Origin of the sequence: Limnohabitans sp. JirII-31, from assembly GCF_002778315.1 — a bacterium.
In the GTDB taxonomy this organism is placed as follows: Bacteria; Pseudomonadota; Gammaproteobacteria; order Burkholderiales; family Burkholderiaceae_C; genus Limnohabitans.
Genome location: NZ_NESA01000001.1, coordinates 647887 through 674341, shown reverse-complemented (window position 1 = coordinate 674341; position 26455 = coordinate 647887). Strand labels below are relative to the sequence as shown.

Genomic DNA, 26455 nt, shown 5'->3' with positions numbered 1-26455 from the left:
TTAACGTGGTGGCACAAGCAGCCAGCCCTCAGACACCGGGCAACACATAGTCTTTGAGCTGTTCACGCAACTTGGTTTTCAGCATCTTGCCGGTGGCCCCAAGGGGGATGCTGTCGACAAACACCACATCGTCTGGAATTTGCCACTTGGCGGTTTTACCTTCGTAGAACTTGAGCAAGTCTTCGCGGCTGATTTCGGCCCCGGGCTTTTTGACCACGGCCACGATCGGACGTTCGTCCCACTTGGGGTGCTTGACGCCAATGCACGCCGCCATCGCCACCGCAGGATGCGCCACTGCAATGTTTTCAATGTCGATGGAGCTGATCCACTCACCGCCTGATTTGATGACGTCTTTGCTGCGGTCGGTGATTTGCATGTAGCCGTCCGGGTCAATCGTCGCCACGTCACCCGTGGGGAACCAACCCACACCATCAGCGTCTTTCACCAAGGGGCTGCCGCCCTCGCCTTTGAAGTAATCGGCCACCACCCAAGGCCCTTTGACCAACAGATCGCCATAGGCTTTGCCGTCATGTGGTTGTTCATGGCCCGCGTCGTCGACGATCTTCATGTCAATGCCAAAAATGGCTCGGCCTTGTTTGAGGCGAATCTTCATTTGCTCCTCGGCTGGCAGCTTGAGGTGCTTGTTCTTCAAGGTACACAGCGTGCCCAAGGGGCTGAGCTCGGTCATGCCCCAGGCATGCAACACGTCGACGTTGTATTCATCGCGGAAGGCATCAATCATCGCGGGCGGACAAGCCGAGCCGCCAATGACGGTGCGCGTCAGATTGGAAAAGCGCAATCCAGCGGGCTTCATGTGACCCAGCAACATTTGCCACACGGTGGGTACCCCGGCCGCAAAGGTCACGCCTTCACCTTCGATCAATTCGTAAATGGATTTGCCATCCATGCCCGGGCCAGGAAACACCAGCTTGGCACCGGTCATGGCAGCGCTGTACGGAATGCCCCAGGCGTTGACGTGGAACATCGGTACCACCGGCAAGATGGCGTCTCGTGCCGAGATGCACATCACATCGGGCAAGGCTGCTGCGTAGGCGTGCAAGATGGTGGAGCGATGGCTGTACAGCGCCGCTTTGGGGTGGCCCGTGGTGCCGCTGGTGTAGCACATGCTGGAAGCCGAGTTTTCGTCCATCGAGGGCCAGGTGTAGGTGCTGGACTGTTGGCCCATCCACGCTTCGTAGCTGATGAGGTTGGGGATGCCGCTGTCGGAGGGCAGCTTGTCCGCATCACACATTGCCACCCAATGGCGGATGGTGGTGCACTTGGCATGCACCGCCTGGATGATGGGCAAGAACGTCATGTCAAAGCACAGCACCTGGTCTTCGGCGTGATTGGCAATCCAGGCAATTTGTTCTGGGTGCAAGCGTGGGTTGATGGTGTGCAACACCCGACCGCTGCCGCTGACACCAAAGTACAGCTCCAAATGGCGGTAGCCGTTCCAGGCCAACGTGGCCACACGGTCGCTCATGTCGAGCTTGAAACCGTCCAGTGCATTGGCCACTTGCCGTGCGCGTCGCGCCACATCGCCCCAGGTGTAGCGGTGGATATCGCCTTCCACACGGCGTGACACGATCTCGCCGTCCCCGTGGTGGTGTTCGGCAAAGTCGATCAGGTTTGAGATCAACAAGGGTTGGTTTTGCATCAAGCCCAGCATGGCAAGCTCCTGTGTGTTTATCGTTTTGGCACGGTCGTGCTATTTGTCTCAAAGCATTGTGCCAACAACTTGCTGACGAATTGCGAAGACTTATGAAAAACAGGCCTATGGATTTCCCCAGACAATCTTGACTTATGAACACCAGTGCCCTCCCTTTGCCGACCAACGCCGCCTATCACTGGCCTTGGCATCCGAGCTTTGGTCGATTGGGCGACGCTTTTCAGCGCCTGTGTCCACCCACGCCTTTGGCGCCTTCTCATTGGGTGGCGTGTAACCACCACTTGTTGACGCAACTGGGCTTGCCCGCCGAACTCTGGTTGTCACAAGACGCGTTGGATGCACTCAGTGGCAATGCTTTGTTGCCGGGCAGCACGCCGCGTGCCAGTGTGTACAGCGGCCACCAGTTCGGCGTCTGGGCAGGACAGTTGGGAGACGGCAGGGCCATCAGTTTGGGCGAAATCGACACGCTGCTGGGGGTGCAAGACATTCAGCTCAAGGGCGCCGGGCCTACGCCGTACTCACGCCGTGGCGATGGTCGCGCCGTGCTGCGCTCCAGCATTCGCGAGTTCTTGGCCAGCGAGGCCATGTATGGTTTGGGCATTCCTACCACCCGCGCCCTGTGTGTCACTGGCTCGCCTACACCGGTCTACCGCGAAGAACCGGAGACCGCCGCCGTGGTCACGCGTGTGGCTCCCAGCTTTGTGCGCTTTGGCCATTTCGAGCACTTTGCTGCCAACGGGCAAACACAAGAACTGAGGGCGCTGGCAGACCATGTGGTGCAAAGCCACTTCCCTGAGTTGTTGCCTTTGCAAGACACTGCGCGTTACTGTGCCATGTTGCAAGAGGTCACGCGACGCACGGCAGGTCTGATGGCGCAATGGCAAGCCGTGGGCTTTTGTCATGGCGTGATGAACACCGACAACATGAGCGTGCTTGGTTTGACGCTCGACTACGGCCCCTTTCAGTTCATGGATGGGTTTGATCCGGGGCATATCTGCAACCACTCTGACACGTCGGGCCGTTACGCCTATGCGCGCCAACCTCAAGTGGCTTACTGGAACTTGTTTTGTTTGGGCCAGGCCTTGATGCCCCTGATTGACGCGCAAGAGCCTGCACTGGCTGCACTTGAGACCTACAAAACTTTGTTTCCAGAGACTTTGGACCAACGCATGCGCGCCAAGCTCGGCTTGGCAGATGCACACGATGGCGACCGCGCTTTGGTGGAAGCGCTGTTGCAAGCCATGCAGCAAGACCGCGTGGACTTCACCGTACTGTGGCGTCGCTTGAGCCACGCCGTGTACGAGTCGGCCCACCTGAGCCATGCGTTTGAACCGGTGCGTGATTTGTTCATGCACCGTGAGGTGTTTGATGCTTGGCGCATCCAATACGAAGCACGACTCGGCAGCGCAGATCGCCGCAGCGTGGGTCAACAGATGCTGCGCACCAATCCCAAATTCATTTTGCGCAACCACTTGGGCGAAATGGCCATTCGCCAAGCCAAAGCAGGCGACTTTGGCATGGTGCAAGCTTTGTTGAATGTGCTGCACAGCCCCTACGACGAACACCCAGCCCACGAGGGGTGGGCCGGTCTTGCGCCAGAATGGGCGTCATCCATTGAAATCAGTTGTTCCTCATGACCTTGAAAAAAACCGACGCCGAATGGCGTGAAATTTTGGCCGCCAAACAGGCGGAATCTGTGGCGTTTGATGTGACCCGCCGTGCGGCCACCGAGCGCCCTTTCACGGGCAAGTATGAAAGCCATTGGGCTGACGGCTCGTACCACTGCATCTGTTGCAACGCCAAATTGTTCGACTCTGTGACCAAGTTTGACGCGGGTTGCGGTTGGCCCAGTTTTAGTCAAGCGGCTGATGAATCGGCGATTGCTGAACACCGCGACATCAGCCACGGCATGGTGCGGGTAGAGACTGTGTGTGCCCAATGCGGCGCGCACTTGGGTCATGTGTTTCCCGATGGCCCAGCCCCTACAGGCTTGCGCTATTGCATGAACTCGGCGTCATTGGACTTTGTGCCTAAAGATTGAACGCCACATCATGAAAATATTTTTTGACTTCTTCCCCATCATTTTGTTTTTTGCCGTGTTCAAAACATGGGGTATCTATGCCGCGACCTCAGTGGCCATCGTCGCCACCATTGGACAAATTGCCTGGCTGTGGCGCAAAAACGGATTTGTCGAGCCCATGCAATGGGTGAGCCTGGGTGTGATCGTGGTGTTTGGTGGCGCTACCTTGATCACCCAAGACGAAACCTTCATCAAATGGAAGCCCACCGTGTTGTATTGGCTGATGGGCGGGGCGTTGTGGGTGGGGCACCTGGTGTTCAAGCGCAATTTGTTGCGTCAACTCATGAGTGCCCAACTCACCCTGCCCGACCATGCATGGCGCGTACTGCTGCACAGCTGGGCAGTGTTTTTCACAGGCATGGGTTTTTTGAATCTGTGGGTTGCCAATCACTTTGACACTGACACCTGGGTTAGCTTCAAGCTGTTTGGTGGTTTGGGCCTGATGCTGGTGTTTGTGCTGGTACAGGGCTTTTATTTGAGTCGATTCATGCAAGAAGACAAGGAACAAGCGTGATGCAGATCACAGCCGCCTTACTCACAGCACGTCTTCAAGAACAACTGTCGCCCACTTTCGTGGAAGTGCTGGACGAGAGTGCCGGTCATGCGGGGCATGCCGGGGCCAACGGCACAGGCCAAGGTACCCACTTTCGGGTGCGTATTCAAAGCGTCCAATTCACGGGCAAGCCACGCGTGGCGCGCCATCGGCTTGTGTATGATGCGCTGCAAGAATACATAGACCAAGGTTTACATGCCTTGGCCATTGAAGTTTTAGAAACCCCATCGAGAGAGATTTCATGAAGAAGCAAATGGTTTGGAGCGTGGTGGCAGCTGCGGTGTTGGCCTCGTTGAGCATTCAGGTGTCGGCACAAAACATTGCCATCGTCAACGGCAAAGCAGTGCCCAAGGTACGTGCCGAAGCACTGGCTGAGCAAGTGGCTCGCTCGGGACGCCCCATCACACCGGAAGTTGAAGCCCAAATCAAAGAAGAAGTCATTGCCCGCGAAATCTTCATGCAAGAAGCCCAAAAGCGCGGCCTGGACACAACGGACAACTACAAAAATCAGCTGGAACTGGCACGTCAGACCATCTTGATTCGTGAACTGTTCAACAACTTCCAAGAGACAGCCAAAGTCACCGACGCCGATGTCAAAGTTGAGTACGACAAGTTCGTGGCGGCCAACGGTGGCAAAGAGTACCGCTCACGCCACATCTTGGTGGAAACCGAAGCCCAAGCCAATGCCATTCTGGCCAGCTTGAAAAAAGGTGCGAAGTTTGAAGACCTCGCCAAGAAGCAATCCAAAGACCCAGGTTCGGGTGCCAAAGGTGGCGACCTCGATTGGGCCGCGCCTGGCAACTTCGTCAGAGAATTCTCGGACGCCATGGCTGCCCTGAAAAAAGGCGAAACCACGGCCAAACCAGTCAAGAGCCAATTTGGTTTTCACATCATCCGTCTGGATGATGTGCGTGATGCCCAGTTGCCCAAGCTAGAAGAGGTCAAGCCTCAAATTACCCAGCAACTTCAGCAACAACGCATGGCCACGTTCCAGCAAGAAATGCGCGCCAAAGCGAAAGTTGAATAACGCTTTCATCAGTTCAGCACAAAGCGGCCTGCGGGCCGCTTTTTTTAATGGATACGGCCATGTCACTGCTGTCTCATCAAATTGAACTTCTCGCCCCGGCCCGCGACGCCGATATAGGCATCGCCGCCATCCACCATGGGGCAGATGCGGTCTACATCGGCGCGCCTGCCTTTGGTGCCCGTGCCAGCGCCACCAACACCGTACGCGACATTGAGCGCTTGTGCCGCGAAGCCCACCGTTTCAACAGCCGTATCTTCATCACCCTCAACACCATCTTGCGCGATGACGAGTTGGAAGGTGCCCGCCAAATGGCCTGGGACGTCTACAACGCTGGCGCCGATGTGTTGATCGTGCAAGACATGGGTTTGTTGGAAATTGACTTGCCGCCCATCCAGTTGCACGCCAGCACCCAGACCGACATTCGCACGCCCGAGAAAGCCCGCTTTCTTCAAGATGTGGGTTTCTCGCAAATCGTGTTGGCCCGTGAGCTGACTTTGCCGCAAATTCGTGACATCCACCAAGCCTTGGATGCCGAGCGTTGCAAGCTGGAGTTCTTTGTGCACGGAGCCTTGTGCGTGGCCTACAGCGGCCAGTGCTACATCAGCCATGCCCACACGGGGCGCAGTGCCAACCGAGGGGATTGCAGTCAAGCGTGCCGCCTGCCTTATCACGTGACTGACAGCCAAGGCCGGTTCATCGCGCACGACAAACATGTGCTGTCGATGAAAGACAACAACCAGAGCGACAACCTGGAAGCCCTGATTGATGCCGGTGTGCGCAGCTTCAAAATTGAAGGCCGCTACAAAGACATGGCCTATGTCAAAAACATCACAGCGCATTACCGGGTGTTGATCGATGAATTGCTCGAAGCGCGTGAGCATTCGACCGACCCGATGCGCCCTCCCTTGAGCCGCGCGTCCAGCGGCCAGACCACGCTGTTTTTCACACCCGACCCCAACCAGAACTTCAACCGCGAATTCACCGACTACTTTGTGCAAGGGCGCAAAGAGGACATTGGTGCCTTTGACTCGCCCAAGAACCCTGGCATCGCCTTGGGCGAGGTACTTGCCACAGGCCCCAACTGGATTGAGTTGCAACCCTTTGACAAAGCCGCTGTGCTGCACAACGGCGATGGGCTGTGCTACTACGACCTGCACAAAGAATTGGTGGGCGTCGCCATCAACCGCGCCGAAGCCACGGCCAAAAAGGGTGTGTGGCGCGTGTTTCCCAAAGACCCGATGGCGGGTTTCAAAGACCTGCGTGCCGGCACGGTGCTCAACCGCAACCGCGACATGGACTGGGTACGAGGCCTGGAGAAAACCTCCAGCGAACGTCGTATCGGCGTCTGGTTGGCGTTTGCCGATACAGCCCAAGGCTTCTCCCTCACCTTGACCGATGAAGAAGGCAACAGCGCCAGTGCGTTCCTGAGTTGCGACAAAGCGCTGGCCAAAGACCCGGTGCGCAACGACGCCAGCTTGCGTGAACACCTGGGCAAGTTTGGCGCCACCGCTTTTGAGGTGCTGAATCAGCAGGTCTCGCTCAGTCAGCCCTGGTTTGTGCCCGCTTCATCGCTCAATGCCTTGCGTCGCGAAGCGGTGCAAAACTTAGAACGGGTACGCGAACAAGCCTACCAGCGCCCTTCCCGCGCCCACGCTGTGGAGCCGCCCGCCAGCTACCCCGAAGACACCTTGACCTACCTGGCCAATGTCTACAACGACAAAGCCCGAAGTTTTTATGCCAAGCATGGCGTGCAGATGGTGGCGGCGGCGTATGAGAGCCATGAAGAGTTGGGCGAAGTCAGCTTGATGATCACCAAACACTGCGTGCGTTTCAGCATGAGCTTGTGCCCCAAACAAGCCAAGGGCGTGACAGGCGTGCAAGGCACGGTCAAGGCCGAACCTCTCACCCTGATCAACGGCAGCGAAAAGCTCACGTTGCGGTTTGACTGCAAGCCCTGCGAAATGCATGTGGTGGGCCACATGAAAAAATCGGTGCTCAACCAGCGCGTGCGCGACATGGCTGAAACACCGATGACGTTCTACAAAACACGCCCCACTGCTGGGGCGCGTTGACCCGTCAATCCTCAGTCGATCTTCGCCCCTGAAGATTCGACGATGCCCTTCCACTTGGCATAGTCAGCCTTGAGCAAGTTGGCAAACTTGGCTTGGGTCATGGCTTCAGGTTCAGCACCTTGGGCATGAATGGCGTCACGCACCTCGTGGCTGCCCAACAGTTTGTTCACCTCGGCATTCAGTGTCGCCACCACATGGGCTGGGGTGCCTGCTGGGGCCAATACCCCGTACCAGGTGCTGACATCAAAGTCCTTGAATCCTGACTCTGCCACCGTTGGCACATCTGGCATGGAGGAGCTGCGTTTGGCCGAGGTCACAGCCAGTGGACGCAACTTGCCCGACTTGATTTGACTCATGGCTGAGGGCACCGATGACACCAGCAAATCCACGTTGCCTGCCAGCGCATCCATCATGGCGGGGTTAGACCCTTTGTAGGGGATGTGGCTGAGTTGAATATTGGCGGCTTTTTCAAACAACTCGCCCGCCAAATGAATCGATGTGCCGTTGCCAGGCGAGCCGTAGCTCACTTTGCCTGGCGCGTTGCGTGCGGCCTGGATCACGTCTACCAAGGTTTTGAACTTGGAGTTGGCGCTGGTGGCAATCACCACGGGCGTGTAAGCGATGTGCGCCACCGCCACCAAGTCGCGGGTCGGGTCCCAGGGCAAGTTTTTGTACAGCCACGGGCCAATCACCAAATTGTCTTTTTGGCCCATGACCAGGTCATAGCCCGTTGGGGCAGCCTTGACCGCTTCTGTGATGCCAATGGTGCCGCCAGCGCCCGCACGGTTGTCCGCAATGACGGTCCACTTGAGCTGTTCGTTCAACTTGGTCGCGATCAAGCGCGACAAGATGTCGGTGCCCCCACCCGGCGGGAAAGGCACGATCAGACGAATCGGTTTGGTGGGGTAAGCGTTAGCCGGTGCTTGGGCTTGTGACACCCCAAGCACACAGAAAAAAAGCACCAGAAAAGAAAAGAGTTTGAGAGAGTTTTTGTTAAGCATGAGATTGATGAGTTACCACGTGTTACCGCACTCCGGCGCGTACCCGTAGCCTGTGGAGTCCACTTTGCCATCGGGGGTGACCTCTACCTGGAAGACGCGGCAAATTGAGTTGTTGAATGGGTAGTTCCATACCCGGTGGTTTTGAGAGCCGACACCAAAAGCGGATTTGGATTCGCCAATCAGAAACTCAACCTCGCTCACAGGCATGCCAGCGATGATTTTGTCGAAATTCTCGGTCTTGAGCACATTCTCCCAAGCTGTGACTTTGCCACTCGCGTCCAAGAAGACGAAATAAGTGCTCTTGCCAAATGGGCCACGAGGGTACTCCAGGCGTGACCCGCCGGGTAATTGTCTTTCACGCGAAGGCGGGCCCATGTCTGCAATCACGGCGGCTCGATCTCGCCCGAGCAAACTGCGGTCCGGCGCAAAGCTTGTGCATCCCACCAAAAGCAATGTCAGCACGCACAGCAATTGAAGAACTGATCGCATGGTGATCTCCTCAGTCCGAAGACTTGTTGATGGACGTCAAGCTTAGCAACTCACTTGCTGGCTATCAACCCACCCACTTGCGCGCATTGCGCCACATGCGCATCCATGGACTGAAGGCGTCGATGCCCCCTGTGGCACCCAAATCAGTCCAGCTCATTTGAACGTTGCGGAACACGCGTTCAGGATGCGGCATCATGGCCGTGAAGCGGCCATCGGCGGTGGTCACGGCGGTCAGACCGCCCGCGCTGCCGTTGGGGTTGAAGGGGTAGGTTTGTGTCGCCACGCCGAAGTTGTCGACAAAGCGCATCGCGGCCACCACCTGGGCGGCGTCACCGCGTTGGCTGAAGTTGGCATAGCCCTCGCCGTGTGCCACGGCAATGGGCAAACGGCTGCCTGCCATGCCTTGCAAAAACAGGCTCGGAGACGGCAACACCTCCACCATCGACAAGCGTGCTTCAAAGCGCTCACTCTGGTTGGTGGTGAAGCGCGGCCAAGCCGCAGTGCCCGGAATGATGTCGGCCAATTCGGCAAACATTTGGCAGCCGTTGCACACGCCCAAACCAAAGGTGTCGGTACGGCCAAAGAACTGCTGGAACTGTTCAGACAACACGGGGTTGAAGGTGATGGAGCGTGCCCAGCCAATGCCAGCACCCAAGGTGTCACCGTAGCTGAAGCCACCACAGGCCACCAAGCCCTGGAAATCTTGCAGCTTGGCACGCCCGGTTTGCAGGTCGGTCATGTGCACGTCATAGGCTTCAAAACCCGCTTCGGTGAAGGCATAGGCCATCTCCACGTGCGAGTTGACGCCCTGCTCGCGCAACACAGCCACTTTGGGTTTGGCACTGTGGATGAACGGAGCTGCCACGTTGTCGCACACGCCCGCAGGCAGATGCACATGCAGGCCGGGGTTGAGCGGGTCGCCCGCACTGGCGTGCTCGGCATCGGCGCAGACGGGGTTGTCACGTTGCTGGCAAATCTTCCAGCTCACGCTGTCCCACACCTGGTGCAGGTCGGCAAGTTTGGCGCTGAACACCTCTTTGGCATCGCGCCAGACACTGACCTCGCCTTGGCCCTTGGCGATGGCCGACGACGCAGGACGCGTCTTGCCCACAAAGTGGCTGTGTTTGGACAGCCCATGCGCGCGCAGCGTTTGCATGACCGCGTTGCGCTCGGACGTGCGCACTTGCAACAGCACACCCAGCTCTTCGTTGAACAGTGCCTTGAGCGTCAACTCTTCGCGCCGTGCGCTCACCTGAGCGGTCCAGTTCTTGGTGTCCCCGTATTCAGCGCGGCTGTCGCTGATGCCGTCGCCCTCGGTGATCAACATGTCCACATTCAGCGCCACGCCCACTTGGCCCGCAAAGGCCATTTCACAGGCGGTGGCCATCAAGCCGCCATCGCTGCGGTCGTGGTAGGCCAAGATTTTTCCTTGCGCACGCAAGTCGTTGACCGCGTGGACCAGTTGCACCAAATCTTGGGCGTGGTCCAGGTCAGGCACGGTGTCGCCTGCTTGGCCCAGCACTTGGCCCAAGATGCTGCCCGCCATACGGTGCTGGCCGCGGCCAAGGTCGACCGACACCAAGGTGGTGTCTTCTTCGGTGGCGTTGAGTTGGGGGGTGAGCGTGCCACGCACGTCGGCGATGGAGGCAAACGCACTGACGATCAAGCTCACCGGTGAGGTGACCTTTTTCGTGGCGTCACCCTCGCGCCACTGGGTGCGCATGGACAAACTGTCTTTGCCCACCGGGATAGAGATGCCCAAAGCGGGGCACAGTTCCAGCCCCACAGCTTGCACCGTGTCGTAAAGCGCAGCATCTTCGCCGGGCTCGCCACAGGCCGCCATCCAGTTGGCACTGAGCTTGACACGGGGCAACTCGATGGGGGCCGCCAGCAGGTTGGTGATGGCTTCAGCCACCGCCATGCGACCCGAAGCCGGGCCATGCAAGGCGGCCAAGGGCGTGCGTTCGCCCATGCTCATGGCTTCGCCTTTGAAGCCTTGGTAGTCAGCCAGGGTCACCGCGCAATCGGCCACCGGCACTTGCCAGGGGCCCACCATTTGGTCACGGTGGGTCAGGCCACCCACAGCGCGGTCGCCGATGGTGACCAAAAAGCGCTTACTCGCCACAGTCGGGTGGCTGAGCACCTGAATCACCGCGTCTTGCAGGCGCACACCGGTCAAATCCATCGCGGGGCTGACGCGCTGCACGCGTTGTACGTCACGGTGCATCTTGGGCGGCTTGCCCAACAGCACGTTCATGGGCATGTCCACGGCGCGATCGGCGCTGGCAAGATGGCTCTCTGCGGTGACCGCAGCGTCTTCGTTGGCCACGATGAGATGGCGTTCTTCGGTGGCCACCCCGACCACGGCAAACGGACAGCGCTCACGCTCACAAAAGGCTTTGAATTGCGCCAGCGACTCGGGCGCAATGGCCAGCACATAGCGTTCCTGGCTTTCGTTGGACCAAATCTCTTTTGGGGCCAGGCCTGATTCTTCTAGGGGCACGGCACGCAAATCAAAGCGGGCACCGCGTCCGGCGTCGTTGGTCAACTCTGGAAACGCGTTGGACAAGCCGCCTGCCCCCACGTCGTGGATGGCCAGGATCGGATTGTTCTTGCCCTGCGTCCAGCAATGGTTGATCACCTCTTGCGCCCGGCGCTCGATCTCGGGGTTGCCGCGTTGCACCGAGTCAAAGTCCAGCTCAGCCGCGTTGGTGCCACTGGCCATGGAGCTGGCGGCACCGCCTCCCATGCCAATGCGCATGCCGGGGCCACCCAGTTGAATCAGCAAGGTGCCCGCAGGAAATTCGATCTTGTGGGTTTGCGTGCTGTCAATCACCCCCAAACCACCGGCGATCATGATGGGCTTGTGATAGCCACGTGTCACGCCCGCCACCTCTTGTTCGTACTCGCGGAAATAGCCCAATAGGTTGGGACGGCCAAACTCGTTGTTGAAGGCCGCGCCACCCAGTGGGCCTTCGGTCATGATTTGCAGTGGGCTGGCCATGTGCGAGGGACGACCCAAGCTGCTGTCCCACAACTTGGACACGGTGAAGCCCGACATGCCCGCTTTGGGTTTGGAGCCACGTCCGGTGGCGCCTTCGTCGCGAATTTCGCCCCCGTTGCCGGTGGACGCGCCGGGATACGGCGAAATGGCGGTGGGGTGGTTGTGCGTTTCCACCTTCATCAACACATGGTGGGTCGCGGCCACTTTGTCGTAGTGGGGCAAGTCGGTGCCGTTGTTCGTGGCCACAAAGCGTTCCACCGCATGGCCTTCCATGATGGAGGCGTTGTCCGAGTACGCGACCACGGTGTACTGCGGGTGGGTCTTGTGGGTGTGGCGAATCATGCCGAACAGGCTGTGCGGCTGCGCCACGCCGTCGATGGTGAATTCGGCGTTGAAGATTTTGTGGCGGCAGTGCTCGCTGTTGGCCTGCGCAAACATCATCAACTCCACATCGGTGGGGTTGCGTTGCAACTGGGCAAACGCGGTCACCAGATAGTCCATCTCGTCATCGGCCAAAGCCAGGCCCCAACGCGTGTTGGCGTCTTGCAGTGCGGCGCGCCCTCCGGTCAGCACATCGACATGCTCCATGGGGGCTGGATGCAGTTCGGTGAACAGGTTGAGCGCTTCATCGCGGGTGCGCATCACCGACTCGGTCATGCGGTCATGCAGCACATCGGCCACCGCCGCCAATTGCTCAGGGCTCAGGCTGCCTTTGCTCAGCAAACCGTCTTTGAGCAAGATGCGAAATTCGGTGATGCGCTCGATGCGCTTCAGCCCCAAGCCACAGTTGTGCGCAATGTCTGTGGCTTTGGAAGCCCAGGGCGATACTGTGCCAAAACGTGGGGTGACCACCAGCGCGACACCATCTGTCCCAGGGTGTGCCGGCTCACCGTAAGTCAGCAGTGCGGCCAGGGTGCGCTGCTGGGTGGCATCCCATGCTTCTTCGCTGGCGGCCAAATGTACAAAGCGTGCATTGAAGCCTTTGATCTGTGGCGCGATGGCGGCGAGTCGGGGCAAGAGTTGTTGAACACGGAAATCGCTGAGGGCGTTGCCGCCTTCGAAAATGCTGAGGTGCAGGGACACGGATGGCCTTGAGAAAAAGACGGGGAAATCGTTACGCCGGGCCGCTGACTGGGGCTGGTCGGCACTGGTTGGATTTTACGTGGGCACTGGCCACAGGTTGTACACAATCGCCCCACGTGATGAGCGTCCGTTTTCACTGACCAGGGGATCCAATCGGATGTTCAAGAATGTATTGCTTCAGCGCTGCATCTATGCGTGTTTGCCAACCTTCTCCAGTGGCACGAAATTGAGTGACAACGTCTCGCGACAAGCGAATCGTGATGCGCTCTTTGGTGACTTCAGCTGGCGGACGCCCTATGCGCGCAGTGGGTTTGACTTTCTCCCACTCTTCATCCGTTAAAAACCACGTGTCAGGGTCTGCATCGATCCCTTCTTGAATCTGGGCATCTTCTTTGGGTGTGGGGCTGATATGGCCAAGTTTAAGTTTGGGCATAACGTTTTACCTCTCTGAAGTTAGCTTTGCGTAGGCTGATGACCCTTCGCTCATTTTCACGGTCTACAAAAACGACAACAAACAAACGGTTGTTCAAAATGCCAAAAGCAATGACTCGATGCTCACCATAGTCACGACGTTTATCTTTGATGTAAACCGCTTCACACCAATCAAAGTCAACGGCTTCAATCAACGACACGCCTTGATGTTTGATTTGATTCTGTTTGTCTTTTTCTGGATCAAAAACAATTCTTAACTTATTGTACATACGAAAAGTATGAGTTTTGTCGAAACTTTGAGCTTAGGTGTTTGAGCCAAACCGCATGTGAGCATTAGAAGGAAAAACTGCGATCAGCAAGGGCTTGTGCCCCAATGGGATAATTCCAACATGACGATCACTTACAAAGACGCCCAAGGTATTGAGGGCATGCGTGTCGCAGGCAAACTGGCCTCCGAAGTTCTGGATTTCCTCACCCCGCACGTGGTGGCCGGGGTCACCACCAACCAGTTGGACAAGCTGGCCTATGACTACATCACCCAGGTGCAAGGTGCCATTCCTGCCCCGCTGAACTACAACCCGAGCGGCGACAACCCTTACCCCAAGTCGATCTGTACCTCCATCAACCATCAGGTCTGTCACGGCATTCCCAACGACAAACCGCTGAAAAAAGCCGACATCGTCAACATCGACATCACGGTCATCAAAGACGGTTGGCATGGTGACACCAGCCGCATGTTTTTGGTTGGCGAGTCGTCCATTGCCGCCAAGCGTTTGTGCAAATTGACCTATGAGGCGATGTGGCACGGCATTGTCAAAGTCAAGCCTGGCGCACGCTTGGGCGATATTGGCTTTGCCATTCAACGTTTCGCTGAAAGCCACGGCTTTTCGGTGGTGCGAGAGTTCTGTGGTCATGGCATTGGTCAGGTGTTCCACGAAGAGCCGCAAGTGCTGCACTACGGCAAACCCGGCACGGGGGAAGAGCTCAAAACGGGCATGACCTTCACCATTGAGCCCATGATCAACGCGGGCCGCAAAGATATCAAAGAGCTTGGTGACGGCTGGACGATCGTCACGCGCGACCACTCGCTGTCGGCGCAATGGGAGCACACCATTTTGGTCACTGAGACCGGATACGAAGTGTTGACCCTGTCCGGTGGCAGCCCCGCCCTGCCCGAGTTTGTGACCACCACCTGTTGCTGAAGGCTCTGCCATGAATGCCTTGGCCCAACGCTATCGCTCGGACAAGGCCGCCCTGCTGCAGGCCATGTCTGACCGTCCAGCTGCCACCCGGGGTGTGCGCGGCGTGTTGAAAAATCTGAGCCATTTGACCGACCATATGCTGGTCGAGTTATGGCGCAACGCTGGCTTTGACGACGACTTGGCCCTGGTTGCCGTGGGTGGGTTCGGACGCGGCGAGCTCTACCCCTACTCTGATGTGGATGTGTTGCTGTTGCTGCCTGAGGGGCGATCGGCGGACAGCGATGCCCAACTCAAGAGTCAAATTGAAACCTTCATCGGCAGTTGCTGGGACACAGGCCTAGAAATTGGCTCCAGCGTGCGCAGTGTGGACGAGTGCATCCAAGAGTCGAGTGCCGATATCACCGTGCAAACCTCTTTGCTGGAAGCCCGTCTGGTGGTTGGCAGTGCCGCGTTGTTTCACCATTTTCAGCAACGTTTCGATGCGGCGATGGACCCCAAGGCCTTCTTTGTTGCCAAGACCTTGGAGCTGCGTCAGCGCCACACCAAGTTTGAAAACACACCCTATTCGCTGGAGCCCAACTGCAAAGAATCGCCCGGTGGCTTGCGCGATCTGCAAGTGATCTTGTGGGTGGCCAAAGCGGCTGGTTTTGGCAACAGCTGGCATGAGTTGGCGCGCAAAGGTTTGGCCACCTCGTTTGAGGCGCGCCAAATTCAGCGCAACGAAGACACTCTGGCGCTCATTCGCACGCGCCTGCACATTGCTGCCAAACGGCGAGAAGACCGGCTGGTGTTTGACCTGCAACACGCGGTGGCACAAAGCATTGGCCTGGGATTTCAAGAAGATGGCACGTTGGACGCGCGTGCTGCCAGCGAAGCGCTCATGAAGCGCTACTACTGGGCCGCCAAGGCCGTGACCCAGTTGAACCAAATTTTGTTGCTCAACATCGAAGAGCGGCTCAATGGCGACACCCAGACCTTGCGTCCCATCAACGAACGCTTTGCCGACAAAGCGGGCATGTTGGAGGTCACCAGCGATGACTTGTACCTGCGCGAGCCGCACGCCATTTTGGAGACCTTCTGGCTGTACGAGTCCACCGTGGGCATCAATGGCCTGTCAGCACGCACCTTGCGCGCGTTGTACAACGCACGCAAGGTGATGAACGGCGCGTTTCGCGCTGACCCGGTCAATCGCGCCACCTTTTTGCGGATTTTGCAAGCGCCAGAGGGCATCACCCATGCCATCCGCTTGATGAACCAAACGTCGGTGCTGGGGCGCTATTTGTGGGTGTTTCGTCGCATCGTGGGTCAGATGCAGCATGACTTGTTTCACGTCTACACCGTAGACCAACACATCCTGATGGTGCTGCGCAATGCGCGGCGCTTTTTCATGGCCGAGCATGCCCACGAGTACCCGTTTTGCTCCCAACTCGCCGCAGGCTGGGACAAGCCGTGGATTTTGTACGCGGGTGCGCTGTTTCACGACATCGCCAAAGGCCGAGGCGGCGACCATTCGCAACTCGGGCGCGCTGAAGTGCGGCGCTTTTGCAAAGACCACAGCATCGGCAAAGACGATGCCGACTTGATCGAGTTTTTGGTGGCCGAGCACTTGACCATGAGCCACATTGCGCAAAAGCAAGACCTGAGCGACCCCGATGTGATTCAAGGCTTTGCCAAACGTGTGGGCAACGAGCGCAACCTGACCGCCTTGTACTTGCTGACAGTGGCCGACATCCGTGGCACCAGCCCCAAAGTCTGGAATGCCTGGAAAGGCAAGCTGCTGGAAGACCTGTACCGCTACACCTTGCGTGCCTTGGGTGGCCGCGCGCCCGACCCGGATGCCGAAGTGGAAGCCCGCAAGCGCGAAGCCTTGACCATGCTGGCCTTGTACGCCCTGCCGTTTGGCGCGCACAAAGACCTGTGGGACACCTTGGATGTGGGCTATTTCATGCGCCATGACGCGTCCGACATCGCTTGGCACACACGCCAGCTGTCGCGCAGTCTGTCGCAGGCAAAAGCCCAAGAAAAATCTGTGGGGGTGATGGTGCGTGCGCGCATGTCACCCGTGGGCGAAGGCTTGCAGGTGATGGTCTACGCACCTGACCAAGCCGATTTGTTTGCCCGCATTTGTGGCTACTTTGACCAAGCCGGTTTCAACATCTTGGATGCCAAGATCCACACGGCCAGCAACGGCTATGCGATTGACACTTTCCAAGTGGTGGCTTCACGCCTGCAAGACCATTACCGCGAACTCATCAACATGGTGGAGTCGGGTTTGTCGCAAACCATCGAAGCTGCGGGCCCCTTGCCAGCACCAGGGCGTGGCCGTGTGTCACGTCGTGTGAAAAGCTTTCCGATTGCCCCGCGTGTTTCGTTGCAACCTGACGAGCGGGCGCAAAAATGGCTGCTCAGCATCTCGGCCAGCGACCGCGTCGGCTTGCTCTACAGCGTGGCGCGGGTGCTGGCCAACCACAAGGTCAACTTGTTTCTGGCCAAGATCAGCACCTTGGGCGAGCGGGTGGAAGACACCTTCCTGATTGACGGTGCCGCCTTGCAACAAAACAGGGCGCAACTGGAAATTGAAACCGAGTTGTTGAACGCCTTGCAACAGGCTTGAGTGCGACGATGCAGCGAAGCAATCGTCTCGCTGCGTTGGGGCTCAATCGTCGGTTGCGTCTAGGCCTGGAAACAGCACCTCAGTGAAGCCAAAGCGTGCAAAGTCACGCACGCGCATGGGATAGAGCACGCCCATCAGGTGGTCGCACTCATGTTGCACCACACGGGCGTGAAAGCCCTCTACGGTGCGGTCAATCGGCTGGCCCTGCGGGTCAAAGCCTTGGTAGCGCAAACGTTTGAAGCGCGGCACCACACCGCGCAGACCGGGCACAGACAAACAGCCCTCCCAACCGTCTTCTTGCTCGTCCCCGAGCGGGGTGAGCACCGGGTTGATCAACACGGTACGCGGCACCACGGGTGCCTCTGGATAGCGCGGGTTGAATTCGCCCGAGCCAAAGATCACCACCTGTAAGTCCACCCCAATTTGCGGGGCGGCCAGGCCGGCACCGTTGGCCGCGAGCATGGTGTCGCTCAAGTCTTGTAGCAAGCCTTGCAGTTCAGGCGTGTTGAAGTGCGTCACGGGCTGGGCCACGCGCAGCAAGCGCGGGTCGCCCATTTTCAAGATCTCTTGCACGGCCATGGCGGTGTCTTTCAATTCGGTGTGTCGTGGTCGCTGGCAGCGGGGGCATGCGATGCCAGCAACGCCAGCAAGCCTGCTTCATCGAGCACAGGAATGCCCAGTGCTTGCGCTTTGTCGAGTTTGCTGCCCGCCTCTGCACCGGCCACCACGCAGTGGGTTTTTTTGCTCACGCTGCCAGCCACTTTGGCGCCCAGCGCTTCCAGCATGTCTTTGGCTTGGTCGCGGCTGAGTGTGGGCAAGGTGCCGGTCAGCACAAAGGTCTGGCCTGCCAGCGGCAAACTGGCACCCGCCGTGGCCTCACCCTCCTCCCAGTGCACGCCACAGGCGCGCAGTTGCTCCACCACTTCGCGGTTGTGTGCTTGGTCAAAAAAGGTGCGCAGGCTTTGCGCCACGACTGGCCCGACATCGGCCACTTGCAGCAGTTGATCGAGCGTGGCATCCATGATGGCGTCGAGCTTGCCAAAGTGACGCACCAGTTCTTTGGCCGTGGCTTCGCCCACATGGCGAATGCCCAAGCCAAACAAAAAACGGGGCAAGGTGGTGTGTTTGGATTTCTCAATGCTGGCCAACACGTTGTTGGCCGATTTTTCAGCCATGCGGTCCAAGCTTGCCAACGCGGTGAACCCTAAGCGGTAGAGGTCGGGCAAGGTGTTGACCACACCTGCATCCACCAGTTGCTCCACCAGCTTGTCGCCCAGGTCTTCAATTTCTACCGCGCGACGGTGGGCGAAATGCAGGATGGCTTGCTTGCGCTGTGCGCTGCAAAACAAACCTCCCGTGCAGCGGTGATCGGCTTCGCCCTCTTCACGCACGGCGGCACTGCCACACACCGGGCAGGTGTGGGGCATGGTGAAGATTTGGGCTTCGTGCAAGCGCTTTTCGGCAATGACAGACACCACCTCTGGAATCACGTCTCCGGCACGTCGCACCACCACGGTGTCGCCCACCCGCACGTCTTTGCGGCGTGCTTCTGTTTCGTTGTGCAAGGTGGCATTGGTCACGGTGACGCCACCCACAAACACCGGGGCCAACTTGGCCACGGGGGTGAGTTTGCCGGTACGCCCCACCTGCACTTCAATGGCTTGCACGGTGGTGAGTTGTTCTTGCGCCGGGTATTTGTGGGCCACCGCCCAACGTGGCTCGCGGGTGACAAAGCCCAGTTGGCGCTGCCAGTCGAGCCGGTTGACCTTGTAGACCACGCCATCGATGTCGAATGGCAACGCATCACGCGCTTGCCCCATGCGCTGGTGAAACGCCACCAAGCCCGCCGCACCTTGCACCGTGCTGGTTTGTTCGGCCACCGGAAAGCCCCAGTCACGCAGCGCCATCAGCAACTCGTAGTGGGTGTCAAAGTGGGGGCCACCTTGGGACTCGGGCGTCACTTCGCCCAGCCCATAGGCGAAAAAGCTCAAAGGCCGCTCAGCGGCAATGGCCGGGTCCAGCTGACGCACGGCACCGGCTGCGGCATTGCGTGGATTGACGAAGGTTTTTTCACCTTTTATACCTTGTGCAATGCGTGCGCGTTGGCGCTCGTTCAACGCCTCAAAGTCGGCCCGGGCCATGTAGACCTCACCGCGTACTTCCAGCACATCAGGGACTCGCAAATCCACATCGTCAAACAACGAATCACTGGGCGGCGGGGTGTGCAGCTTGAGCGGAATTTGCCCAATGGTGCGGATGTTTTGCGTCACATCCTCGCCCATTTCGCCGTCGCCGCGCGTGGCCGCCTGCACCAGCACGCCCTGTTCGTAACGCAGGCTCATGGCCATGCCGTCAAACTTCAACTCGGCCACATAGTCCACCAAGGGGTCTGACTCGGTGAGGGACAGCTCTTTGCGAATGCGGGCATCAAATGCTTCGGCCCCAGAGGCTTCGGTGTCGGTCTCGGTGCGAATGCTCAGCATGGGCATGGCATGACGCACGCTGACAAACGCATCCAAAGGCTTGCCGCCCACGCGTTGTGTGGGGGAGTCGGGGGTGATTAGCTCTGGGTGAGCCGCTTCAAGGGCTTGCAACTCTTTGAAGAGGCGGTCGTATTCAGCGTCAGGAATCGTAGGTGCATCCAGCACGTAGTACAGATGGCCGTGGTGGTGCAACTGCGCTCGCAGTTGCGCAGCTCGGGCAGCGGGGGGAGTGGTTGTCATAGGCCCGCAGCGGGCTTAACTGAACAAGCGTCGCGCCTGCGGCGATCCCGCCGACAAGTCGCGCGCATCCAGCGTGTCGTACAAGGCCTGCAAATCGCGGGCAATGCCCCCAATGGCGGCTTCTGACAAACGCTGGCCGTTGTCGTCGGTCACCGTGCCATCCATCACGCGGGCCAACTCGTGGGCGGTTTGCACCATGCGGGCAAACGGCTCTTCTTGCCGGTCGACCTGAGGCACATCCAAAGACAAGGTGAGCTCACGAATGGCCGACTGCGCTGGGTCTTCGGCCATCGCTGCTTGGGTGTCAAACATCAAGCCCAGCACAGGGGGCAATCCCACCGCAGGTGCGGGTACCACCATGCGGCCAGGAATGACGCCCGCCACAAAGCCCAAGCGCGCGGCGTTTTGTTGCACATAGCCCGGACTCCACGCCGCCTTGGTGGCCTTGAGGGTGAAGCTCAGTTGCGCATCATGGGCGCTGGCAAAGCTGTCGAGTTCGCGTGCACGCGCCACCTCTTCGAGCATGTCGGGAAACTCAGGTGCGCCGTTGATGGCGTCGGCAAAACTTTGGGTTTTGACCACGAACTCTGAGAACTCAATTTCATTGAGCGGGCCCATGCGGTTGGCCAATTGCACACCGGCCTGGAAAGCGCTGTAGCGTTGACCATTGCGGGGGTGCTCCCACAAACCTGTCTCGGCATTCAAACCTTCCACGGTGAACAGCTTGTTGCCCACGCGACGGCTGGGAGGCAATGCAGCCAGTGTGGCCTCACCCGACACAGGGCTGTCAATTTCAACCGGTGCCAGCACGTCGATCAGCGCGTCCAGACTGAGGCGCTTGTCAGTGGGCAATGCCATGGACGAGGCGTCATCCATGACTTTGGCAATCATGGGGGCTAGGCCTTGGTCGTGGGTGTCGGCGGTGTGCTGCATGGCACGCTGCGCATTCACGCGTGCGTCGGCCGCGCGGTCAGCGGCTTTTTCTGCGGCCAGTCGTTGTAACTCCGCTTCATCAGGCACACGCTGGGCGTGCTGGGTGGCTTGCTGCATCATCACGCGGGCCATGTCTGCCACAGGATCGTCGCTGTGAGGCTGGGCCACGGGCTCGTCGTGGCCTGCGTGGTGATGGTCGTCAAACGTGGGCTCTTGGGGATGGCCACGTTCGGCGGGGCCGGCATGGTCGCTCGGCGATGGGCTCGCATCGACCAGCGGCTCGGCTTGACGTGGTTTGTTTTTGCGCGACGTCCAGGTGCTGTGGGCCACCACACCTGCCAGCACCACGCCCCCGGCGATGGCTAAACCAATTTGAAGACTGCTCATGGGTTACTTTGAGATCAAGCGGCTTCGACCATGGACACGGCCGACTCCATATCGACGGCCACGATGCGAGAAACACCTTGTTCTTGCATGGTCACGCCGATGAGTTGTTCTGCCATTTCCATGGCGATCTTGTTGTGTGAAATAAACAGAAACTGGGTCTCTTTGGACATGCTCGACACCAGCTTGGCATAGCGTTCGGTGTTGGCGTCGTCCAGCGGCGCGTCCACCTCGTCGAGCAAGCAAAACGGTGCCGGGTTGAGTTGAAAAATCGCAAACACCAGCGCAATGGCGGTGAGTGCTTTTTCGCCGCCTGACAACAGGTGAATGGTCTGGTTTTTCTTGCCCGGTGGCTGCGCCATCACCTGCACGCCGGAATCCAAAATTTCTTCGCCGGTCATCACCAAACGCGCATTGCCCCCGCCAAACAGTTCGGGGAACATCTTGCCAAAGTGTTCGTTGACAATTTTGAAGGTGCCGCCCAACAGTTCGCGGGTTTCGCCGTCGATCTTGCGGATCGCATCTTCCAGGGTGTTCATGGCCTCGTTCAAGTCCGCAGATTGGGAGTCCAAGAACGTCTTGCGCTCGGTGGCCGAGGCCAATTCGTCCAGCGCAGCCAGGTTGACTGCGCCCAAGGCGGCCACTTCGCGGTGCAGGCGGTCGATCTCGCCTTGCAAGCCGCCCAAGCGCACATTGTTGAGCTGGATAGACGCGGCCACTGCCTCCAAGTCTGCTTGCGCATCGGCCAGCAGTTGCGTGTATTGCTCCAGCCCCAAGCGTGCCGCTTGCTCTTTGAGCTGGAAGTCGGTGATGCGTTGACGCAAAGGCTCAAGCTCACGTTCCAGCTGCAAACGGCGTTCATCGCTGGCACGCAGCTTGGTGGTCAAGTCGTCGTACTCGCTGCGTTTGGCGCCCAGGGTGGCTTCGCGTTCGAGCTTGATGTTCAAAGCGTTTTGCAAGCCCGCTTGTGCCGCAGCGTCGGTCAAGCGCGTCAAGTCTTCTTGCACGCGCTGCTCTTCCACCGACACGTTGGCCATTTGTTGGGTGGCGGTATCGATGATGCGTTTGAGCTCAGCCTCACGCGTGGCCAAGCTGCGTTGTGTGAACTGGGCTTCTTGGGCCTGGCGTTCTAAGCTGCGTTGTTGTTCGCGGCTGTCGTTCAAACGGCGCTCGGCATTAATGACGGCTTCGTCCAACTGGGCATGCCGCTCTTGGCTGTCGGCCAACTGCATGTCGAGTTCTTCAAAGCGCGCTTCGGCATCCACGCGGCGCTCTTGCAGGTCGGCCAGTTGCGCTTCGACTTCGCCCAAGTCCCCGCTGATTTGTTCGCTGCGGGCGCGGGTTTGTTCGGCCAGTTGCGACAAACGCAAGGTCTCTACTTGTAAGGCGTGGGCGTTGGTTTGTGCGGCCGAGGCTTCGTTGCGGATGCTCACCAGGCGTTGCGAAGCGTCGCTGTAGGCGGCTTCGGCACGCACCAGGGCGTGGCGGGCTTCGTCGCTGATCAGGGCTTGGGCCTTGGTGCTCTTGTCGAGGTTTTCAATTTCTTGGGCACGCGCCAACAAGCCCGATTGCTCGCTGTCTTGCGCGTAAAAGCTCACGCTGTGGGCGCTGATGGCGTGGCCCGTGGGCACATAAATCACTTGGCCAGGTTGCAAGCTGCTGCGCTTGGCCAGCGCTTCGTCCAGGTTGGGTGCGGTAAAGCATCCACTGAGCCAATCGGTCAACAGCGCTTTTTGACCGGCGTCGTTGAGACGCAGCAAATCAGACAAACGCGGCAAGGACCCCGCAGCTTCTGGCACGGCGGCCAGCGGGGGCGTGTAGAACGCCAGTTTGGCGGGAGGGGCGTCGTTGCTGAACGACCGCACCATGTCCAGACGGCTGACTTCCAGCGAGGCCATGCGTTCGCGCAAGGCGGCCTCAAGGGCGTTTTCCCAACCTGTGTCGATGTGGATGCGGCTCCACAACGCTTGGAGACCATCCAAGCCGTGCTTGGCCAACCAGGGCTTGAGCTTGTCGTCGGTTTGTACTTTTTCTTGCAGCGCCTTGAGGGCTTCCAGGCGGGCCGAAATATCGGCTTGCTTGGTTTGCTCGGCGTTGACGGCCTGCTGTGCTTGGCGACGCGCATCGTCCAACAGAGGCACGCTCAACTGCAACTCTTCGAGTTGCGCTGCGGTGACATCGGCCTGGGTTTGTGCTTCTTGCAGCTGCGCTTGCAAGTTGCTCAGACGGGCGTCGTCGGGAGCCGCCAAGGCGTTGCGGTCGGCGCTGAGACGCTCATGACGGGCGTTGAGTGCGCGCGATTGCTCTTCGATGTTGCGCTGGTCAGCGGCCAGCACCTGGATTTGCTGCTGGACTTGCACCACACTGCCACGCTGCTCGTTGCTGCGTTGTTGGGCGGTGCGCAGGGCCTCTTCCAGCTCGGGCAGTTGCATGGCCTGCTCTTCCACCTGCGCGGCCAGCAGCATGGCTTGCTCTTCACCGTTCAAGGCGTGCTCGGCCAAGGTTTCGATTTCTTGCTGTGCCTGCTCGCTTTGCTGGGCCCAGTGGGCAGTTTGTTCTTTGATTTGCACCAAACGCGCTTCGGCGCGCTGGCGTCCTTCCACCACAAAGCGGATCTCAGCCTCCAAGCGCCCGACTTCGGCACTGGCTTCGTACAACGCACCTTGGGCTTGGTTGACTTGGTCGCCAGCGGCGTAGTGCGCTTGGCGCACGGTTTCCAAGTCAGCCTCGATGTGGCGCAAATCGGCAATGCGCGACTCCAAGTCGTTGACGGCTTTGTCGGCTTGGGTTTTCAGGCCCACTTGGTCAGCCTCGGCCTCGGCACGGCGCAAGAACCACAGCTGTTGCTGCTTCAAGGTCACATCGGCTTGCAGCGCGTGGTAACGGTTGGCCACCTCGGCTTGCTTTTCCAGCTTCTCTAAATTGGCGTTGAGTTCGCGCAGGATGTCTTCCACCCGGGTCAGGTTTTCCCGCGTGTCGCTCAGGCGGTTTTCGGTCTCGCGGCGGCGCTCTTTGTATTTGGACACGCCAGCGGCTTCTTCCAAAAACAAGCGCAGTTCTTCTGGCTTGGATTCAATGATGCGGCTGATGGTGCCTTGGCCAATGATGGCGTAGGCGCGTGGGCCCAAACCGGTGCCCAAGAACACGTCTTGCACGTCGCGACGACGCACTGGCTGGTTGTTGATGTAGTAGCTGCTGGTGCCGTCGCGGGTCAGCACGCGCTTGACCGCGATCTCTGCAAACTGGCTCCACTGGCCGCCGGCGCGGTGGTCGGCGTTGTCAAACACCAGTTCCACACTGGATCGGCTGGCCGCTTTGCGGGTGGTGGTGCCGTTGAAGATGACGTCTTGCATGGACTCGCCGCGCAGCTCGCTGGCTCGGCTTTCGCCCAGCACCCAGCGCACGGCGTCCATGATGTTGGATTTGCCGCAACCGTTGGGGCCCACCACACCGACCAACTGGCCAGGCAACAGGAAATTGGTGGGTTCCGCGAAGGACTTGAAACCCGATAACTTGATGGAATTCAGACGCACCGAAAAGCCTCTTGAAACAGAGGGGGGATCATAAACGGCTGGACCAGGCGCGGACCTCGGCCAGCAAGGCCTCTAGATGGGGCAAGATCGACTCAAAAATGCCACGCGTGGTGTCCAAAGGCTGGTGGCGGCTGTTTTGGTACAGCTCGGTGACTGCCTGAGCCAACATGGGATGTGCGAACAAAGGCATGAAACCTTTGAGCGCGTGCAGAGAATGCTCCACCTTCACCGCTTCGTTCTGTCCCAAGCCGGTTTGAATCGTGGCGATTTCTTGGGTCAAACTTTCTAGGAAAGTGGCCATCAGTTCGCGCATTTGGACATCGTCCATCGCGAACTCTTTGGCCCCGCTCAAGTCAAGGAAGGAAGAAGGAGGTGTGGTGTGGGTATTCATAGGCTGGCCCAGAGATAATAGCAGCCATGAATCCCCTGCTTTCTCGTCTCCAGCCCTATCCTTTTGAGCGGCTGAAACAGCTGTTTGCCCCTGTCACACCGAACCCGGCTTACCCTCCCATCAGCTTGGGAATCGGTGAGCCGCGCCATGCCACGCCTGCGTTGGTGCTGGATGCGCTGGCCCATGCCACCCAAGCCTTGGCCGCTTACCCCGCCACGGCTGGCCTGCCGGCCTTGCGTGATGCCTGTGCCGGCTGGATGCAACGCCGCTACGGTGTGGTCTTGAACGCCGCCACCCAAGTGTTGCCGGTGAATGGCTCGCGTGAAGCCCTGTTTGCCTTTGCTCAGACCGTGATTGACCCGACCCGTGCGCAGGCCACCGTGGTGTGCCCGAACCCGTTCTATCAAATCTACGAAGGTGCTGCCTTGTTAGCCGGAGCGACACCTTATTACGCACCGAGCGACCCGGCCCTGAACTTCAACGTCAACTGGGACAGCGTGCCAGAAGCGGTCTGGGCCAATACCCAGTTGCTGTTTGTCTGCTCACCGGGCAACCCCACTGGCTCAGTCGTGCCCATGGCCGACTGGGAAAAACTCTTTGCGCTGAGCGACCGCTACGGTTTTGTCATTGCCAGTGACGAGTGCTACAGCGAAATTTATTTCCGCGACGAGCCACCTTTGGGCGGTTTGGAAGCAGCCGTCAAGTTGGGGCGCTCTGACTTCAAGAACCTGGTGGCTTTCACCAGCTTGTCCAAGCGCAGCAATGTGCCGGGCATGCGCAGCGGTTTTGTGGCGGGTGACGCCAACATCCTGAAACAGTTCTTGCTCTACCGGACCTACCACGGCAGCGCCATGAGCGGCATGGTGCAAGCCGCCAGCGTGGCCGCCTGGAACGACGAGGCCCATGTGGTGGCCAACCGGGCCATGTACCGTGACAAATTTGCCGCCGTCACGCCCTTGTTGGCGCAGGTGATGGACGTGCGTTTGCCCGATGCAGGCTTTTATCTGTGGGCCGCAGTGCCGGGTGGCGATGACGTGGCGTTCGCACGGGATTTGCTGGCTCAATACAATGTGACCGTTTTGCCGGGCAGCTACTTGGCGCGCGAAGGTCACTTCATTGGCGATGCCAAGGGCTTCAACCCTGGTGCAGGCCGAATTCGCATGGCCCTGGTGGCCGAAACCGCCGAATGCCTGGAAGCTGCGCAACGCATTGTGGCGTTCATCCGAAATTCCAATCCTTAATCCATCCAAGAGAAGACAACC

Annotated in this window: 20 protein-coding genes; 9 read left to right on the top strand and 11 right to left on the bottom strand. The window is 58.9% G+C overall.

All coding sequences use genetic code 11. The annotated features are described in order from the left end of the window. Positions 1-28: 28 nt before the first annotated feature. Positions 29-1672, bottom strand: coding sequence for a 3-(methylthio)propionyl-CoA ligase (locus B9Z41_RS03215; RefSeq protein ID WP_100144893.1), 1644 nt, complete (start codon positions 1670-1672; stop codon positions 29-31). A gap of 134 nt (positions 1673-1806) precedes the next feature. On the opposite strand from B9Z41_RS03215, the gene B9Z41_RS03210 reads away from it, so the two are divergent. Genes B9Z41_RS03210 through B9Z41_RS03185 form a run of 6 tightly spaced genes read left to right on the top strand, consistent with a single transcriptional unit; the run spans position 1807 to position 7404 of the window. Continuing rightward, positions 1807-3309, top strand: coding sequence for a YdiU family protein (locus B9Z41_RS03210; protein WP_100144891.1), 1503 nt, complete (start codon positions 1807-1809; stop codon positions 3307-3309). Continuing rightward, positions 3306-3713 carry a peptide-methionine (R)-S-oxide reductase MsrB gene (msrB, locus tag B9Z41_RS03205; RefSeq protein WP_100144889.1) on the top strand — a complete coding sequence of 136 codons (408 nt, stop codon included), beginning with the start codon at positions 3306-3308 and terminating at the stop codon, positions 3711-3713. Before B9Z41_RS03210 ends, msrB begins: the two co-directional genes overlap by 4 nt. Before the next feature lie 10 nt (positions 3714-3723). Then, positions 3724-4266, top strand: a complete 543-nt coding sequence (locus B9Z41_RS03200; RefSeq protein WP_100144887.1) for a septation protein A — start codon at positions 3724-3726, stop codon at positions 4264-4266. Continuing rightward, entirely contained in the window at positions 4266-4550 is a 285-nt protein-coding gene (locus tag B9Z41_RS03195; RefSeq protein WP_100144885.1) for a BolA family transcriptional regulator, read from the top strand. Before B9Z41_RS03200 ends, B9Z41_RS03195 begins: the two co-directional genes overlap by 1 nt. After that, positions 4547-5332, top strand: a complete 786-nt coding sequence (locus B9Z41_RS03190; protein WP_100144883.1) for a peptidylprolyl isomerase — start codon at positions 4547-4549, stop codon at positions 5330-5332. Before B9Z41_RS03195 ends, B9Z41_RS03190 begins: the two co-directional genes overlap by 4 nt. Positions 5333-5391: 59 nt before the next feature. After that, positions 5392-7404: a U32 family peptidase gene (locus B9Z41_RS03185; protein ID WP_100145135.1), complete on the top strand. Its 2013-nt coding sequence runs from the start codon at positions 5392-5394 to the stop codon at positions 7402-7404. 11 nt (positions 7405-7415) lie between these two features. Here the strand turns inward: B9Z41_RS03185 and B9Z41_RS03180 are convergent, their stop codons facing one another. The 5 genes from B9Z41_RS03180 to B9Z41_RS03160 form a co-directional block, all read right to left on the bottom strand. Then, positions 7416-8405: a tripartite tricarboxylate transporter substrate binding protein gene (locus B9Z41_RS03180; protein ID WP_100144881.1), complete on the bottom strand. Its 990-nt coding sequence runs from the start codon at positions 8403-8405 to the stop codon at positions 7416-7418. A gap of 12 nt (positions 8406-8417) precedes the next feature. Then, positions 8418-8894 (bottom strand): hypothetical protein, encoded by a 477-nt coding sequence (locus B9Z41_RS03175; RefSeq protein WP_143474140.1) that lies wholly within the window; start codon positions 8892-8894, stop codon positions 8418-8420. A 64-nt stretch (positions 8895-8958) separates the two neighbouring features. After that, positions 8959-12981 (bottom strand): phosphoribosylformylglycinamidine synthase, encoded by a 4023-nt coding sequence (gene purL / locus B9Z41_RS03170; RefSeq protein WP_100144877.1) that lies wholly within the window; start codon positions 12979-12981, stop codon positions 8959-8961. A 133-nt stretch (positions 12982-13114) separates the two neighbouring features. Next, positions 13115-13414: a BrnA antitoxin family protein gene (locus B9Z41_RS03165; RefSeq protein ID WP_100144875.1), complete on the bottom strand. Its 300-nt coding sequence runs from the start codon at positions 13412-13414 to the stop codon at positions 13115-13117. Then, on the bottom strand, positions 13401-13682 hold the full coding sequence (locus B9Z41_RS03160; protein WP_100144873.1) for a BrnT family toxin: 282 nt from the start codon (positions 13680-13682) through the stop codon (positions 13401-13403). Before B9Z41_RS03160 ends, B9Z41_RS03165 begins: the two co-directional genes overlap by 14 nt. A gap of 120 nt (positions 13683-13802) precedes the next feature. Here B9Z41_RS03160 and map point away from each other — a divergent pair, with 120 nt between their 5' ends. Both map and B9Z41_RS03150 read left to right on the top strand, forming a co-directional pair. Beyond that, positions 13803-14615 carry a type I methionyl aminopeptidase gene (gene map, locus B9Z41_RS03155; protein WP_100144871.1) on the top strand — a complete coding sequence of 271 codons (813 nt, stop codon included), beginning with the start codon at positions 13803-13805 and terminating at the stop codon, positions 14613-14615. Positions 14616-14625: 10 nt separating this feature from the next. After that, positions 14626-17229, top strand: a complete 2604-nt coding sequence (locus B9Z41_RS03150; protein WP_100144869.1) for a [protein-PII] uridylyltransferase — start codon at positions 14626-14628, stop codon at positions 17227-17229. A 42-nt stretch (positions 17230-17271) separates the two neighbouring features. Here the strand turns inward: B9Z41_RS03150 and def are convergent, their stop codons facing one another. From def to B9Z41_RS03125, 5 genes are read right to left on the bottom strand one after another with little or no spacing between them, the layout of a single operon-like run. Next, positions 17272-17808 carry a peptide deformylase gene (gene def, locus B9Z41_RS03145; RefSeq protein ID WP_100144867.1) on the bottom strand — a complete coding sequence of 179 codons (537 nt, stop codon included), beginning with the start codon at positions 17806-17808 and terminating at the stop codon, positions 17272-17274. 11 nt (positions 17809-17819) lie between these two features. Further along, entirely contained in the window at positions 17820-19952 is a 2133-nt protein-coding gene (gene ligA / locus B9Z41_RS03140; protein WP_100144865.1) for an NAD-dependent DNA ligase LigA, read from the bottom strand. Between the two features lie 15 nt (positions 19953-19967). After that, entirely contained in the window at positions 19968-21272 is a 1305-nt protein-coding gene (locus B9Z41_RS03135; protein ID WP_233202479.1) for a cell division protein ZipA C-terminal FtsZ-binding domain-containing protein, read from the bottom strand. Between the two features lie 14 nt (positions 21273-21286). Further along, positions 21287-24802 carry a chromosome segregation protein SMC gene (gene smc, locus B9Z41_RS03130; protein WP_100144863.1) on the bottom strand — a complete coding sequence of 1172 codons (3516 nt, stop codon included), beginning with the start codon at positions 24800-24802 and terminating at the stop codon, positions 21287-21289. Positions 24803-24830: 28 nt separating this feature from the next. Then, the gene (locus B9Z41_RS03125; RefSeq protein ID WP_100144861.1) at positions 24831-25193 is read right to left on the bottom strand and encodes an Hpt domain-containing protein; all 363 of its coding nucleotides are present in this window, start codon (positions 25191-25193) and stop codon (positions 24831-24833) included. 26 nt (positions 25194-25219) lie between these two features. Between B9Z41_RS03125 and dapC the strand changes: the two genes are divergently transcribed. Then, positions 25220-26434, top strand: coding sequence for a succinyldiaminopimelate transaminase (gene dapC, locus B9Z41_RS03120; protein WP_100144859.1), 1215 nt, complete (start codon positions 25220-25222; stop codon positions 26432-26434). Positions 26435-26455: the final 21 nt, after the last annotated feature.